At 28.7% G+C, this 16,399-nt stretch carries 16 protein-coding genes and 3 tRNA genes; all 19 read left to right on the top strand.

All coding sequences use genetic code 11. The annotated features are described in order from the left end of the window. The first annotated feature begins 82 nt into the window (after positions 1–82). The 19 genes from ABDZ71_RS19610 to lonB all read left to right on the top strand — a co-directional run bounded on the left by ABDZ71_RS19610 (position 83) and on the right by lonB (position 16,343). Positions 83–157, top strand: a tRNA-Gly gene (locus ABDZ71_RS19610). Positions 158–163: 6 nt separating this feature from the next. Further along, positions 164–237 (top strand) — tRNA-Gly (locus tag ABDZ71_RS19605). Between the two features lie 27 nt (positions 238–264). Further along, positions 265–341, top strand: a tRNA-Arg gene (locus tag ABDZ71_RS19600). 298 nt (positions 342–639) lie between these two features. Continuing rightward, positions 640–1,899 carry a double-cubane-cluster-containing anaerobic reductase gene (locus tag ABDZ71_RS19595; RefSeq protein ID WP_343764547.1) on the top strand — a complete coding sequence of 420 codons (1,260 nt, stop codon included), beginning with the start codon at positions 640–642 and terminating at the stop codon, positions 1,897–1,899. Positions 1,900–1,970: 71 nt separating this feature from the next. Further along, entirely contained in the window at positions 1,971–2,222 is a 252-nt protein-coding gene (locus tag ABDZ71_RS19590; protein WP_343764545.1) for a putative Se/S carrier protein, read from the top strand. A gap of 11 nt (positions 2,223–2,233) precedes the next feature. After that, positions 2,234–2,992, top strand: coding sequence for an acyl-CoA dehydratase activase (locus tag ABDZ71_RS19585; RefSeq protein WP_343764544.1), 759 nt, complete (start codon positions 2,234–2,236; stop codon positions 2,990–2,992). Between the two features lie 258 nt (positions 2,993–3,250). Then, positions 3,251–4,174 carry an aspartate carbamoyltransferase gene (gene pyrB, locus ABDZ71_RS19580; protein WP_343764542.1) on the top strand — a complete coding sequence of 308 codons (924 nt, stop codon included), beginning with the start codon at positions 3,251–3,253 and terminating at the stop codon, positions 4,172–4,174. Next, a complete protein-coding gene (locus ABDZ71_RS19575) occupies positions 4,174–4,602 on the top strand; it encodes an aspartate carbamoyltransferase regulatory subunit (RefSeq protein ID WP_343764540.1) in 429 nt (142 codons plus the stop codon). Before pyrB ends, ABDZ71_RS19575 begins: the two co-directional genes overlap by 1 nt. A gap of 37 nt (positions 4,603–4,639) precedes the next feature. Further along, complete coding sequence (locus ABDZ71_RS19570; RefSeq protein WP_343764538.1) at positions 4,640–5,836, top strand: dihydroorotase; 1,197 nt, start codon at positions 4,640–4,642, stop codon at positions 5,834–5,836. A 26-nt stretch (positions 5,837–5,862) separates the two neighbouring features. Further along, positions 5,863–6,717, top strand: a complete 855-nt coding sequence (gene pyrF, locus ABDZ71_RS19565) for an orotidine-5'-phosphate decarboxylase (protein ID WP_343764536.1) — start codon at positions 5,863–5,865, stop codon at positions 6,715–6,717. 16 nt (positions 6,718–6,733) lie between these two features. Then, the gene (locus ABDZ71_RS19560) at positions 6,734–7,489 is read left to right on the top strand and encodes a dihydroorotate dehydrogenase electron transfer subunit (RefSeq protein WP_425544732.1); all 756 of its coding nucleotides are present in this window, start codon (positions 6,734–6,736) and stop codon (positions 7,487–7,489) included. Between the two features lie 2 nt (positions 7,490–7,491). Next, the gene (locus ABDZ71_RS19555; protein ID WP_343764534.1) at positions 7,492–8,388 is read left to right on the top strand and encodes a dihydroorotate dehydrogenase; all 897 of its coding nucleotides are present in this window, start codon (positions 7,492–7,494) and stop codon (positions 8,386–8,388) included. Positions 8,389–8,410: 22 nt separating this feature from the next. Beyond that, entirely contained in the window at positions 8,411–8,986 is a 576-nt protein-coding gene (pyrE, locus tag ABDZ71_RS19550; RefSeq protein WP_343764532.1) for an orotate phosphoribosyltransferase, read from the top strand. A gap of 282 nt (positions 8,987–9,268) precedes the next feature. After that, on the top strand, positions 9,269–10,066 hold the full coding sequence (locus ABDZ71_RS19545) for a tRNA (guanine-N1)-methyltransferase (RefSeq protein WP_343764530.1): 798 nt from the start codon (positions 9,269–9,271) through the stop codon (positions 10,064–10,066). Between the two features lie 52 nt (positions 10,067–10,118). Continuing rightward, on the top strand, positions 10,119–10,904 hold the full coding sequence (locus tag ABDZ71_RS19540; protein ID WP_343764528.1) for a sugar phosphate isomerase/epimerase family protein: 786 nt from the start codon (positions 10,119–10,121) through the stop codon (positions 10,902–10,904). 184 nt (positions 10,905–11,088) lie between these two features. After that, positions 11,089–12,381, top strand: a complete 1,293-nt coding sequence (tig, locus tag ABDZ71_RS19535; protein WP_343764526.1) for a trigger factor — start codon at positions 11,089–11,091, stop codon at positions 12,379–12,381. Positions 12,382–12,500: 119 nt separating this feature from the next. Further along, positions 12,501–13,085 (top strand): ATP-dependent Clp endopeptidase proteolytic subunit ClpP, encoded by a 585-nt coding sequence (gene clpP, locus ABDZ71_RS19530; protein ID WP_343764525.1) that lies wholly within the window; start codon positions 12,501–12,503, stop codon positions 13,083–13,085. Positions 13,086–13,104: 19 nt separating this feature from the next. Continuing rightward, a complete protein-coding gene (gene clpX, locus ABDZ71_RS19525) occupies positions 13,105–14,394 on the top strand; it encodes an ATP-dependent Clp protease ATP-binding subunit ClpX (RefSeq protein ID WP_343764523.1) in 1,290 nt (429 codons plus the stop codon). Positions 14,395–14,666: 272 nt separating this feature from the next. Further along, complete coding sequence (gene lonB, locus ABDZ71_RS19520) at positions 14,667–16,343, top strand: ATP-dependent protease LonB (RefSeq protein ID WP_343764522.1); 1,677 nt, start codon at positions 14,667–14,669, stop codon at positions 16,341–16,343. The last annotated feature ends 56 nt before the right edge of the window (positions 16,344–16,399 follow it).

The raw sequence follows: 16,399 nt of genomic DNA, 5'->3' as shown, positions 1-16,399 counted from the left end.
GCACTAGACTTAGGATCTAGCGCCTTAGGCTTGGGGGTTCGAGTCCCTTCACCTGCACCATTTTAATTAAATATATAGGTATGCGGGAGTGGCTCAGTGGTAGAGCGTCACCTTGCCAAGGTGAACGTCGCGAGTTCGAATCTCGTCTTCCGCTCCAAAATACGCGGGTGTAGCTCAATGGTAGAGCCCCAGCCTTCCAAGCTGGTTACGAGGGTTCGATTCCCTTCACCCGCTCCATTTTTATGTTTTAAATTAAATCTTAAAGCGCTCATAGCTCAGTTGGATAGAGTGACGGACTTCGAATCCGTAGGCCGCAGGTTCGACTCCTGCTGAGCGCGCCATAGGAACTTATTTATAGTGTTACGTAGAGAGTTAAAGGGAAGTTTTTAATAAACTTCCTTTTAATTTTTTTATATTTTAATAATATATTCATTTCATATATAACTTTTCTAAATATTTTTAGCTGTAGAGAGCTAATATTTTTGTTTAAGGCTATATCTTTTAATAACTTCCTAATTAATAAAAATAAAATTTATAAGATATACTTATAAATGGCCTATAGTGTATTCTACATTCAAATAACTGATGGCATAATTATGTGTTAAAATAAGGTTGAAATAAGGTTTTGGAGGGAATATTATGGGTGATTATAGAAAATTATGGACAGATTTAGGGGTAGATTTAGAAAAGCACGATAAATTATGTGCTGTTTTACCAGAATTATATGGTGCTACATATTTATCACAAGAAAATAGACCGGAAGGCATGAATTATTTTAATTTTGTTGTATCAGAAGTTCATGGTCTTAGAATTCAAGAATTAGATGAAGCAAGAAAAGAAGGTCGAAAAGTAGTAGGGACATTTTGTGTTTTTGTACCAGAAGAAATAATACTTGCAGCTAATGCTATAAGTGTTGGATTATGTGCAGGATCACAGTTTTGGGTAGAAGATGGAGAAAAGGTTTTACCAAGAAATTTATGCCCACTTATAAAAGCTTTTATGGGAGCAAAAATAGGAGGAACATGTCCTTATTTTCAATCTTGCGATATGGTTGTAGGGGAGACTACTTGTGATGGAAAGAAAAAGGCATGGGAAGTATTAGAAAATTATCTTCCTGTACATGTAATGGATCTTCCTCAAATGAAAAGATATAAAGATTACATAAAATGGTCAGAAGAAATGAAATTTTTCATAGAAAAAATGGAAGAAATAACAGGAAATAAGATAACTGTAGAAGGACTTAAAGAAGGAATTAGAGTATCTAATGAAAAAAGAAAAGCACTTAAAAGATTATATGATTTAAGAAAAAATAGTCCAAGTCCTATAAGTGGATTAGATTCATTATTAATAAGTCAAATAGCTTTCTATGATGATCCTAAAAGATTTACAGAAAAACTAAATGAATTATGTGATGAGTTAGAAGAAAGAGTTAAAAATTCAAGAGAAAATGATAAGAAAAGAATTCTTATAACAGGAACTCCAATGGCATTACCTAACTGGAAATTACATTCAATAATAGAAAGTTTAGATGCTGAAGTAGTTGTTGAAGAAACTTGTACTGGTACAAGATATTTTGAAAATGAAGTATCACCTAAAGGGGATACTATAGATGAATTAGTAAAAAATTTAGGAGATAGATATTTAAACATTAATTGTGCCTGTTTTACTCCAAATACAGGAAGGATAGATGATATTATAAAATATTCTAAAGAGTACAATGTAGATGGAGTTATAGATTGTAATTTATCTTTTTGTCATACATATGCTATAGAACACAAAGATGTAGAAAAAAGTTTAAAAGAAAATAATATTCCTATAATGCACATAGAAACAGATTATTCTACTGAAGATTCTGGACAAATAAAAACAAGAGTAGAAGCTTTCTTAGAAATGATATAAAGTCTATAGTCCTCATATTACTTATATGAGGACTCCTTTAATTATAGTTTTACAATTTAGGAGTGCATATTATGGAAAAAACAAAGTATTATATAATTTTCCCTTCACATACAGAAGGAATGAAATTAAATAGCTTATTAAAGAAAAATAAAATAAAACATACTATAGTTCCTACTCCAAGAGAGTTATCTAAATCTTGTGGTATATGTATGACTTATGAAAAGAAAGATGAAGATTTTATAAAAGATTTAATAGAAACTAATAATGTAAGAATAAGTGGTATGAAATCTTTAACAAAAAAACATAAAAATTACTATATATAAGGAGAGATAGAATGTATTATATAGGAATAGATATAGGTTCTACTGCAACGAAAGTTTGTGTTTTTCAAGATGAAGATTTAAAAAAAACTTTTGTGGAACCTACAGGATGGAGTAGTGTAGAGACATCTAAAGATGTATTAAAAAAATTAAATAAAATGGGAGTAACAAAAGAAAATAGTAAGATAGTAGCTACAGGTTATGGAAGAATATCAGTTCCATATGCAGATAAAACTATAACAGAAATAACTTGCCATGGAAAGGGAGCTTATTATTTATTAGGAGAAGATTGTACAGTTATAGACATAGGTGGACAGGATACAAAAATAATAACTATAGAAGATGGAAATGTTACTAATTTTACGATGAATGATAAATGTGCAGCTGGAACAGGAAGATTTTTAGAACTTATGGCGAATACTTTAGCATTAGATATAAATGAAATGTGTTCTTTAGCTCAAAAGGGTAGTGGTGTATCTATAAGTTCTATGTGTACTGTATTTGCAGAATCTGAAGTTATAAGTTTAATAGGTAGTGGCAAAAAAAGAGAAGATATAGCTTTTGGAATTTTAGAATCTATAACAGGGAAAGTTAAGTCTTTATGTCAAAAACATTCTGAAGTTAATAATTACTTTTTAACTGGAGGATTAAGTCATAATAATGATATAGTAGATAGGTTATCTTGTAAATTAGAAAGCACTGTAAAAAGTAATGAATTAGGAAGATATGCAGGAGCAATTGGTGCAGCTATAATGTCTAAAAAAATAAAATGATTTAATTGACTAAGTAAAAAAAATATGTTATCATGTGAATAATAAATTTAATATGGTACCTTTAATGCTGGTCCAGAGAGGCTAGAAAGGGAAGAAAGCAAACAAAGTGAGTTTTGTTTTACATCTAATTAAGTTATAGATTGAATCAGATATGTATAATTTTAACTAAGAGTATAAACATGCCTTCCCTAGATAGGGAAGGCATTTTTTATACCTTTAAATTTAATCCAGTGAGGTTAAAAAGGAGGAGTCGTTAAAATGTTAAAAGGAAGACACTTATTAGATCCAAGAGATTTTTCACTAGAGGAATTAGAAGAGGTTTTTAGTCTAGCAGATGAAATTATAGAAGATCCAAAGAAATTTTTACATGTATGTGATGGTAAAATTTTAGCTACATTATTTTATGAGCCAAGTACAAGAACAAGATGTAGTTTTGAAGCTGCTATGCTTAGATTAGGTGGAAGTATAATAGGATTTTCAGAACCTAATGCAAGCTCAGTATCAAAAGGAGAAAGCGTTGCAGACACAATTAGAACAATAGGTTGTTATGCAGATATAGCTGCTATGAGACATCCAAAAGAAGGGGCTCCTACAATAGCATCTATGTATTCTAATATTCCAGTTATTAATGCAGGTGATGGTAGTCACCAACACCCAACTCAAACACTTACAGATCTTTTAACTATAAGAAAGCTTAAAGGACATTTGTCTAACTTAACTATAGGATGTTGTGGAGATTTAAAATTTGGAAGAACAGTACATTCTTTAGTAAAAGCTTTATCTAGATATAATAATAATAAATTCATATTTATATCCCCAGAAGAACTTAATATACCAGATTATGTGAGAAAAGAAATTTTAGAAAAAAATAATATAGAGTTTAGAGAAGCTTCTAAAATGGAAGATGTTTTAGGAGAATTAGACATACTTTATATGACAAGAGTTCAAAGAGAAAGATTTTTTAATGAAGATGACTATGTAAGATTAAAAGATAGTTATATATTAGATAAAGAAAAAATGAAGTATGCTAAAGATGATATGATGGTACTCCATCCACTTCCAAGAGTTAATGAAATATCTTACGAAATAGATGAAGATCCAAGAGGATGTTATTTTAAACAAGCGAAATTTGGAATGTATGTAAGAATGGCATTAATAGCTAAGTTATTGGGGGTAAGATAATGTTAACAATAAATAGTATAAAAAACGGAGTAGTTATTGATCATATAAAATCAGGACATGGAATAAGAATATTTAAATATTTAGGGCTAGATAGTGTAGATTATAGAGTTGCTCTAATTATGAATGCTGAGAGTGAAAAGTTAGGTAAAAAAGATATTATTAAAATAGAAAATACTATAGATATAGATTTTACAGTATTAGGATTTATAGATCCTGATATAACAATAGATGTAATAAGAAATGAAAAAATTGATAAAAAAATAAAATTACAATTGCCTCAAACTATTGAAAACATAATAAAATGTAAAAATCCTAGATGTATAACTTCTGTAGAAGATTATGTTACTCATGAATTTTACCTAGTAGATGCTGAAAAAGGCGAATACAGATGTAAGTATTGTGATGAAATATATGAAAATGATAAATAATTCAGAGTACTAGTTAAATAAATTGAGGTGAATAAATATGGAAAATCTTCTTATTAAAAATGTTAACTTAATAGATTGTTCTCAAAATTTTTGTGGAGATATTTATATAGAAGATGGAATAATAAATGAAATAGGTATGGATTTAAGAAAAGATTGTAAAGTTATTAATGGAAGAGGGTTAACACTTCTTCCATCCTTTATAGATATGCATGTACACTTTCGTGATCCAGGTCTTACTTATAAAGAAGACATTAAAACTGGAAGCAGGGCTGCAGTAAGTGGAGGGTATACTACAGTTAATCTAATGGCAAACACAAAGCCTGTATGTAGTACCATGAAGGAAGTAAATTATGTACTAGAAAAAGGTGAAAAAGAAGGGTTAGTTGATATTCATCAAACCGTATCTATAACAAAAAACTTTGATGGAAAAGATACTTCCCATATAGATAAATTAGACAATAAGGTTAAGGTTATATCAGAAGATGGAAAAGATGTAATGAATAGCAAAGTTATGATGGAAGCTATGATGAAAGCTAAAGAGAAAGATATGATTGTAATGTGTCATTCAGAAAACCATGATCTTACTATAGATGATACTAGGTTATCAGAAAATATGATGACTTGGAGAAATATAACTTTAGCACAGTTTACAAAATGTAAAACCCATATAGCTCATGTTAGTACTAAAGAAGCTATGGAATATATAATAGATGCTAAAAGCAAAGGTATAAATATAACTTGTGAAGTTGCACCACATCATATAGCTTTAACTGATGATATAAAATATAGAGTTAATCCACCACTTAGAAAAGAAGAAGATAGAGAATTTCTAGTAGAATCAATAAAAAAAGGATTAGTAGATTGTATAGCTACAGATCATGCACCTCATACAAAAGAAGATAAATTAAATGGTAGTCCAGGAATATCTGGTATAGAGACATCTTTCCCTATATGTTATACAGAATTAGTGAGAAAAAATAGTTTAAGCTTAAATATGTTATCTAAAATCATGTCCAAGAATCCAGCAGATATTATGGGAATAAATAAAGGTGAAATAAAGATCGGAAAAGAAGCTGACTTGGTTTTAATAGATCTAGATAAGAAATATAAAATAGAAGCAGATAAATTTATTTCAAAAGGTAAAAATTCACCTTTTGATGAAATGGAAGTATACGGGAAAATTAAATGTACATTAAAAAAAGGAAATATAGTATATAAAGATATGGACTTTTAAATTAATTATTTTGAGGAGATGGGTTTATGATTATAGATAAATTGTACGAAGATGTAAAATCAAAAGGTAACGTTTGTGTAGGATTAGATACAGATATAAGCTATATACCTAAAAAATTTTTGCAAAAATTTAATTATGTAGAGGATGCTATATTTAGATTTAATCAAAGAATAATAGATGCCACATCTGACATTGCTTCTTGTTATAAAGTACAAATAGCATATTATGAAGCCTTAGGAATCAATGGATTATTAGTTTATAAAAAGACATTAGATTATATAAAAGAAAAAGGAATAGTATCTATAGCAGATATAAAAAGAGGAGATATAGCAAATACTGCTAAAATGTATGCTAAAGCCCATTTTGAAGGTGATTTTGAAAGTGACATAATAACACTTAATCCTTATATGGGAATGGATTCGTTAGAGCCATATATGCCTTACATAGAGAAGAAAAATAAAGGGGTATTTTTGCTTCTTAGAACTTCAAATAAAGGATCAAAAGATATACAACATTTAATATTAGAAGATAAGAAAAAAGTTTATGACTCAGTAGGAGAGAAAATAAAAGCTACAGGAGATAAGATTTTAGGTAAATCAGGATACAGTTCTATAGGAGCAGTTGTAGGTTGTACTTCTAATGAAGAAGCTAAAATGCTAAGAGAAAAATATGATAAAACATTTTTCTTAATCCCAGGATACGGAGCTCAAGGTGGAAAAGCTGAAACTGCAAGAGCATATTTAAATAAAGGTAACGGCGGTGTAGTTAATTCTTCAAGAGGAATACTTCTAGCTTATAAAAACCATGATGAAGAAGGGAAAAACTTTGAAGAATATGCTAGATTAGAAGCTATAAATATGAGAAATAATTTAAGTATGTAATAATGTAGAAAGAGTGGTGTTTAAAATAAAACCAGAATATTTAAATGCTAATGTTTTAAAGAATGTAAAGGTAACATCAAATATATTTAATCTAACTTTAGAAGGAAATTTTAGCGGAAAACCAGGTCAATTTTATATGTTAAAAGGCTGGGATAATGAGCTATTATTAGGAAGACCTATAAGTATCCATAGTTTAAATGAAAATACCTTAGAGTTTCTTTATAAGGCAGAAGGAAAAGGTACAAAAATCCTAAGTTATTTAAAAGAAGGGGACAGTGTAGAAATAATGGGCCCTTTAGGAAATGGATTCCATTTAGATAAGATAAAAGGAAAAGTTGCTATTGTAGCTGGAGGTATAGGCGTTGCCCCTATGAGATATCTTTTAGAAAGTCTTAAGGTAGATACTTTAGATGCTTACCTAGGCTTTAGAGATGAGGTTTATGGTGTAGATGTAATAGAAGATAAAGTAGACAACATATATATTGCAACTGAAGATGGATCAAAGGGACATAAAGGATATGTAACGGAAATATTTAAACCTGAAAAATACGATTTAGTATTATGTTGTGGACCAGAAATTATGATGGAAAAAATCATAAAAATGGCAAGAGATAAAAAAGTACCTATATATGTTTCTATGGAAAAAAGGATGGCCTGTGGAGTAGGTGCTTGCCTTGTATGTACTTGTAAAACTAGATTTGGAAATAAAAGAACTTGTAAAGACGGACCAGTATTTAATGGAGAAGATATTATATTGAAAGGGGATATATAACCTTGCTTACCAATCTATGTGGAGTAAAATTAAAAAATCCTGTTATAGCAGCTTCAGGAACCTTTGGATTTGGAGAAGAATACAACCAATTTTATGATGTTTCAAAATTAGGTGGAATATCTACAAAAGGACTTACATTAAACCCTAAAGAAGGAAATGACGGCATAAGAATATACGAAACTTCTTCAGGAATAATGAACAGTGTAGGGCTTCAAAACCCAGGGGTAGATAAATTTATAAAACAGGAACTTCAAAATATGAAAAACTATGATACTGCTATATTAGCTAATGTAGGAGGAGGATCTATAGAAGATTATATAAAAGCTATAGATAAGTTAAATGATACTCCTGTAGACATAATAGAGCTTAATATATCCTGTCCTAATGTAAAACATGGAGGAATGGCATTTGGAATTAAATCAGATGTTGCTTATGAAGTAGTTAAAAAGAGCAAAGAAATTTGTAAAAAGCCTCTTATAGTAAAGCTTTCTCCTAATGCAGAAGATATTATAGATATGGCTTCAAAATGCGAAGAAGCTGGAGCTGACGGAATTTCTCTAGTTAATACTTTTAAAGCAATAGCTATAGATATAAAAAGTAAAAAAGCAGTCTTTAATAATATAACAGCAGGTCTTTCAGGGCCTTGTATAAAACCTATAGCTCTTCGTATGGTATATGAAGTTTGTAAAAATGTTAATATACCTGTTGTAGGAATGGGCGGAATAACGACTTTTGAAGATGCTATAGAGTTTATAATGGCAGGAGCTACCGCAGTTCAAGTTGGAACAGGAAATTTTGTTAGACCAACCACTTCTTTAGATATAATAAATGGTATAGAAAAATATATGGAAAAAGAAAACATTAAAAGTTTAGAGGAGATAAGAGGAATTATAAAATAATTAATAATTAAGGAGCGATAATATGAGTAATATAAATGTTATAGATAAATTAAAAGAAGTAGATGCTTTAATGGAAGGACATTTTTTACTATCATCAGGTAAGCATAGCAAAAGATATTGTCAATGTGCAAAACTTTTACAATATCCAGATAAAGCAGCAGAAGTTATTTCAGTTATAAAAGATAAATTACAAGATGTAGATTTTGATATAATAGTTGGACCTGCAATGGGTGGAGTTGTAGTATCTTATGAACTAGCAAGACAAACAAAAAAACCAGGTATATTTGCAGAAAGAAAAGACGGAACTATGTGTATAAGAAGAGGGTTTGAAATAAATAAAGGGGATAAAGTTATAATATCTGAAGATGTTGTAACTACAGGAAAGTCTTCAACAGAAGTAGCTAAGGTTATAGAAGAATTAGGTGGAGAAGTTGTAGGAATAGCCTGTATAGTAGATAGAAGAAGTGAAGGGGTAAAAGTGGATTATCCAATATATGGAGCGTGTAAACTTCATATTGAAACATATGATAAAGAAGACTGTGAATTATGTAAGAAAAATATACCTTGTGTTAAACCAGGTAGTAGAAAATTTAAATAAGCTTAAAATTATATAGAATAAAAAAATATTTATAAACATTTAACTAAATAGAATTTTTAGTTAAATGTTTTTTTTAGTGATATTTTATTACCTATTTTGCAGAAAGTTTTAATATCTAGTAAATAATTTTTAAAAATTAAATTAATCTTGAAGGATTTTGTCTTAATTTTGTTATTAATTTTATAATTTTTGAGTTATAATAAATAAGGATATCATATAGAATTATTAATATTAGGCGAAAGCATAATATTTTTTATAAAATATAAATAGGAGGAATTTATTGTGGCAAAACCAAGTATATTTAGTAAAGACTATGATAGAAGAATGAAAAGAAGAAAGAGAAATAAAGTTTTTATCATTGTATTGCTTATAATATTAGGAGGTATGCTGATATTATTTGGTACTGGAATAAAAGATAAAATAGTAGCTAAGCTTACTCAAATAAAAGAAGAGACAAAACAAGAAGAAATTAAAAAAGAACAAAAACAAGAAGCAAGCAAAAAAAGTGACGAAAAACAAACTAAAAAGGCCACAGTAAAAGAAGAAAAAAAAGTAGTTGATAAATCCTTCGAAATTGAATTAGATAAAAATGTGAAAATTAAAGTTTTTTATGATGATAGTAAAAAAATAAAATCAATTGATTCAAATAAAAATAAAAATATATTAACAGATATAAATCCAGGTAAAAACAAATTAATAGCTTATAATAAAGCTACACAAAATATGTTTTTAATAGGAGTAGATGGTAGTAAAAAAGATTTAACAAATAAAAATTATACCTCTACTTCAGGAACAGCATTTCAAAAAGATGCTATATTAGGTTCTAAACCAGGATATATATGGTGCGGTGATCCAAAGTTTATAGATGATAATAATATAGCTTATGTATCTCAGCTTCCATGGTTTAATAAAACAACTAAATATGTTTGGAAGTATGATGTTAAAAATAATAGCCATTTATATTTACAATCTATACAAGGGGAAAATATAAAATTTGATAAAATAACAGATAAAGGACTTACAGTAGCAGCAGATGGTAAAAGTGTATATTTAAAAGCAGATGGAAGTGTTACTCAGTAGAATATTTAGTTAAAGACTAAATATACATAGATAGACGTTCTAGGAGGGAAAAATGAAAATTGGTATATCCTCAGCATGTTTTTATCCAGATGTTCTTACAGAGGATTCTATAAAGCTAATGAAGAATATAGGATTTGATGTAGGTGAAGTGTTTTTAAATACTTATAGTGAGTATAAAGATGATTTTATAGAAAAATTAAAAGAAGAAAAGGATAAGAATAATTTTTATATAAATTCTATACATGCTTTTTCAGCAGCTTTTGAGCCAAATTTGTTTGATAAATATAAAAGAAGACAAAGGGATATGTTGAAAATTTTTGAAATGGTGTGCAAAGGTGTTAAAAAATTAGATGCCAAATACTATAATTTTCATGGTATGAGGCTATCAAATCTTTTAAATTTAGATATAAAACATGTTATTGATGTTTATAATGAGCTATGTTATATAGCATCAGAAAATGAAATGACATTACTCCAGGAGAATGTTTCATGGTGTATGTCTTCAAATACTACTTTTTTGAAAATTTTAAAAGAAAACTGTAAATATCCGTTAGGATATACTTTAGATATTAAACAAGCTTATAAATCAGGGGGGAGCCCTCTTAAGTACATTGATATTATGAAAGAAGATTTGATGAATGTTCATATAAATGATAGAGATGAAAAAAATATATGTCTTTTGCCAGGTAATGGTAATATAAAATATGAAGATATATATGGTAAATTAAAAGATATAGGGTATAATAATGTTTGTAATATAGAAGTTTATAAAGAAAATTATGTTGATTATTCAGAATTAAAAAAATCTAAGGATTTTCTAGCTAATATTTTTATATAATAACTAGTTTAAATATTGTAAAAAATGAATTTAATGTATATAATAACTATTACAACCTGTTTTAAATTAGTGTAGATAGACATATTTACTTGAAAAGTATCTTAAAATATGTTAATAGTATAAGATGTATGATATAATAATATGGTTGAATTGAGGATTTAATATATTGGGAGGAATAAATGAAATGAACGTTAAAGTGGAAAATATAGAAAAAAATGTTGTGAAATTAGAAATAACAGTAGAAGGTGCAAAATTCAATGAAGCACTAAGAAAAGCTTTCAAGAAAAATGCAAGAAAATTTAATATTCCAGGATTCAGAAAAGGAAAAGCTCCTATGAATATAGTAAAAAGATACTATGGAGAAGGAGTACTTTATGAAGATGCTATAAATATTTGTTGTGAAAATACATATCCTAAAGCTATAGAAGAAAATGACATAAAACCTGTTGATTATCCTAAAATAGATGTAGTAGAAATTGGAGAAGGAAAAGATTTTGTTTATACAGCAGAAGTTACAGTTACTCCAGAAGTTAAATTAGGAGAATATAAAGGTTTAGAAGTTAAAAAAGTAGAATATAAAGTAGAAGATGAAAAAGTAGAAGAAGAACTAAAAGCAATGCAAGAAAAAAATGCAAGAGTTCAAACAAAAGAAGATGGAAAAATCGAAAAAGGCGATATCGCTGTAATTGATTTTAAAGGATATGTTGGAGAAGAAGCATTTGAAGGCGGAGAAGCAAAAGATTATGAATTAGAAATTGGTTCAGGTTCATTTATAGATAACTTTGAAGACCAATTAGTAGGACTAAAAAAAGATGAAGAAAAAGATATAAATGTTACTTTCCCAGAAAAATACGGAAGAGAAGAATTAAACGGAAAAGATGCTAAATTTGAAGTAACAGTTAAAGATATCAAAATGAAAGAACTTCCAGAACTTGATGATGAGTTTGCAAAAGAAGTATCTGAATTTGATACTATAGAAGAAGTAAAAAATGATATTAAATCAAAAATGGAAAAAACAAATGAAGAAAGAACTAAAAAAGAATATGAAGAAGCTGTATTAAACGCAGTTTGTGAAAATGCAGAAATTGATATTCCAGAAGTTATGGTAGAAAAAGAAATAGATAACATGGTAAAAGATTTAGAAATGAGATTAAAATATCAAGGATTAGATCTTAAATCATATTATCAATTTACTAACAGTTCAGAAGAAAAAGTTAGAGAATACATGAAAGAAAATGCTGCTAAAAGAGTTAAAACAGATTTAGTATTACAAGAAATCATTAAAAAAGAAGATGTTAAAGCAACAGAAGAAGAATTAAAAGAAAAATCTTTAGAAATTGCTAAACAATATGGTGGTAAAGATTTAGAAAAAACTGCTGATTTAGTTTTAAAATCTCAAAAACCAACTATAGAAAATATGGTTTCTAACGAAAAAGTTATTGATATGTTAATTGACAGTAGCAAAGAAATTGCATAATTATTTCATTGTAATAGATAATAATATAGTTGCCAGAAAATTTTCTGGCAACTAAGTTTTAATAAAAATCAGTTTAAATATATTTAAACTGATTATCGTTTAAGAAGGAGGAATGTTATATGGGTTTAGTTCCTATGGTAGTAGAGCAAACTAATAGGGGAGAAAGGTCTTATGATATCTACTCTAGATTATTAAAAGATAGAATAGTTATGTTAAGCGAAGAGGTTAATGATGCATCTGCAAGTTTAATAGTAGCACAGTTATTATTTTTAGAAGCAGAAGATCCAGATAAAGACATATATCTATATATAAACAGTCCAGGAGGATCTATAACTTCTGGTATGGCTATATATGATACAATGCAATATATAAAACCGGATGTTTCTACAATATGTGTAGGAATGGCGGCTTCAATGGGAGCATTCTTACTTACAGCTGGTGCAAAAGGTAAGAGATATGCACTTCCAAATAGTGAAGTTATGATACATCAACCACTTGGGGGATTTCAAGGTCAGGCTACAGACATAGGCATACATGCTGATAGAATACTAACAATTAAGAAAAAATTAAATACTATATTGAGTGAAAGAACTGGAAAAACTTTAGAACAAATACAGCAAGATACAGAAAGAGACAATTTCTTAACTGCTGAAGAAGCTAAAGAGTATGGACTAATAGATGAAGTCATAGATAAAAAGAAATAACCTTTAGTGAGGTGTAAAAATGTCCAAAATAGAAGATAAAAAACAATTAAAATGTTCATTTTGTGGTAAAACTCAAGACCAAGTAAGAAGACTAATAGCAGGACCAGGAGTTTATATATGTGATGAATGTATAGAACTTTGTTCAGAGATTATAAGCGATGAGTTTGAAGAAGATGTTCAAGTAGACTTAAGTTCATTACCTAAGCCTATAGAAATAAAGAATTATCTTGATCAATATGTTATAGGTCAAGAAAGTGCTAAAAAATCTTTAGCAGTATCTGTTTATAACCATTATAAAAGAATAAATGCTAATAGTAGTGAAGATGATGTTGAACTTCAAAAGAGTAATATTCTTTTATTAGGACCAACAGGATCAGGAAAGACTTTACTTGCTCAAACTTTAGCTAAATTTTTAAATGTTCCATTTGCTATAGCTGATGCAACAACTCTTACAGAAGCTGGATATGTAGGCGAAGATGTAGAAAATATTCTTTTAAAGCTTATACAAAATGCAGATTATGATGTTGAAAGAGCTGAAAGAGGTATAGTATATATAGATGAAATAGATAAGATAGCTAGAAAATCAGAAAATCCATCTATAACAAGAGATGTATCTGGTGAAGGAGTTCAGCAGGCACTTTTGAAAATCTTAGAAGGAACAGTAGCTTCTGTACCTCCACAAGGTGGTAGAAAACATCCTCATCAAGAATTCATACAAATAAATACTAGTAATATATTATTTGTTTGTGGTGGAGCTTTTGACGGAATAGGAAGAATAATAGAAAAAAGAACAAGAACTAGTTCTTTAGGTTTTGGAGCTGAAATCCAATCTAAAAAAGAAAAAGATATAGGTAAGTTATTAAAAGAAATAATGCCAGGAGATTTATTGAAATTTGGTTTAATACCTGAATTTATTGGTAGATTACCTATAGTTGTAACTTTAGAGAAATTGGATAGAGATGCTTTAGTAAAAATATTAACAGAACCTAAAAATGCTCTTGTTAAACAATACAAGAAGTTATTTGAACTAGATAATGTTAAATTAGACTTTAAGGAAGAAGCTCTAAAAGAAATAGCAGATGAAGCTATTGATAGAAATACTGGAGCTAGAGGTCTTAGATCTATAATAGAAGATATGATGAAAGATATAATGTTTGATGTTCCTTCAAAAGAGAGCATTGGAAAAGTTATAATAGATAAGAACTGCTTAAAGGATAAAGAACCTATTCTTGTTGAAGCAGAAGGAGGAAAAAGACTTCCTCTAAAGGTTAAAAAAACTAAGAAAAGAAAAGATTCAGAAACAGCATAAAGAATGCATTAAGCAGTATTGCTTAATGCTTTTTTTTATTTTTTAAAATTAAGGTATTTTAAGTTAAAAACTAGTTAGTATAAAGTTTTTTATAATATACTTTTTCTTATAACCTAAGGATAGAAAAATTACAACTAGAACCTAGGTTATTGGATTTTACAGAATATATTTAAAATCTTTAACTTATTATATATTTTCATATGTTTAAGTTGTATATAGTAATTGTATTAAGAGCATAATAATAAGGAATATTATGCTAAGGGGGTTTTTATATGACTCAAACATTACTACTTATTGAAATATTTTTTACTGTAGTTATGGGGTTATACTTCATGAATGCTTTAAAAAGTCAAAGGTCTAGTAAAGTTGTAGTTGAAAAAGAAAATAAAAAGGAAATAGATAAGTTAAAAAAATTAAGAGCAATAAAACTTACAGAACCACTTACAGAAAGAAGTAGGCCCTCTTCTTTTGAAGAGATAATAGGGCAGGAAAATGGAATAAAGGCACTACAAGCAGCTATATGTAGTACAAATCCTCAACATGTAATAATTTATGGACCACCAGGAACAGGAAAAACAGCAGCAGCAAGGTTAGTTTTAGAATATGCAAAGAAAAAAGAATTCTCACCATTTATACAAAACTCTAAATTTATAGAAATAGATGCTACTACTATAAGATCCGATGATAGAGGAATAGCAGATCCTTTGATTGGTTCAGTACATGATCCTATATATCAAGGGGCAGGAGCACTTGGAATAGCAGGTATTCCACAACCTAAACCAGGAGCTGTAACAAAAGCCCATGGTGGAATATTATTTATTGATGAAATTGGAGAATTACATCCTAATGAAATGAACAAATTATTAAAAGTTTTAGAAGATAGAAAAGTTTTTTTAGATAGTTCATACTATAATTCTTCAGATGATAATATTCCTTCATATATAAAAGATATTTTTGAAAATGGATTACCAGCAGATTTCAGGCTTATAGGGGCTACTACTAGAAGTCCAGAAGAACTAACTCCAGCCTTAAGATCTAGATGTGTAGAAATATTTTTTAGAGGTCTTTTGCCAGAAGAAATTAAAAAGATTGCTTTAAATGCTATAAAAAAGATAAATTTTTCTATGGAAGATGACGCTTGTAATTTAGTAGCTAAGTATTGTAGTAATGGAAGAGAAACAGTAAATTTAATACAGTTATCTGCAGGATTAGCTTTAAATAATGGAAGAAGTAATATATTATCTAAAGATGTTGAGTGGGCCCTAGAAAACGGACAATATTCACCAAGAATACAAAAGGTTATTCCTAAAAAGTCTAGAATTGGATATGTAAATGGATTAGCAGTTTATGGAGCTAATATAGGTATACTAATGGAGATAGAAGCTACCGCTAAAAAAGTTAATTTAAGAAAAGGTAGTCTTAATATAACAGGATTAGTAGAACAAGAGGAAATAAGTTCTTCAAATAAAAAAATGATAAGAAAAAGTACTGCATGGTGTTCAGCTAAAAATGTTATTACTATAATGAAGCAAGTATTTGGATTAGACTGTGAACAATATGATATACATATTAATTTTCCAGGAGGAGTTCCAGTAGATGGTCCATCAGCAGGGGTAAGTATGACTACGGCAGTATATAGTGCTCTTGTAGGTAAATCTGTTAATAATAAAGTAGCAATGACTGGAGAAATATCTATACATGGAGATGTTAAACCTGTAGGTGGAGTTAATGCTAAAATAGATGCAGCAAGTAAAGCAGGAGCTAAAAAAGTAATAATACCTAAAGAAAATTGGCAAGAAAAATATGGGGAACTTTCTGATGTAAAAGTTATTCCTGTAACTAATATAAAAGAAGTTATTGATAATGCTATAGTTAAAGAAGATAGTAAAGAATCTATAGTGGTAGATAAGGAATTGGGAGTTTTATCAGCAGGTTCCATTAAAAATTAATACTTTTATTTTGAATACAGTTTATATTATAGTAGATGGCTTTTAAAGTTATCTAC

The organism is Clostridium oceanicum (assembly GCF_039521385.1).
Classification (GTDB): Bacteria; Bacillota; Clostridia; order Clostridiales; family Clostridiaceae; genus Clostridium_F; species Clostridium_F oceanicum.
This window is presented reverse-complemented; position numbering and strand designations above follow the sequence as displayed.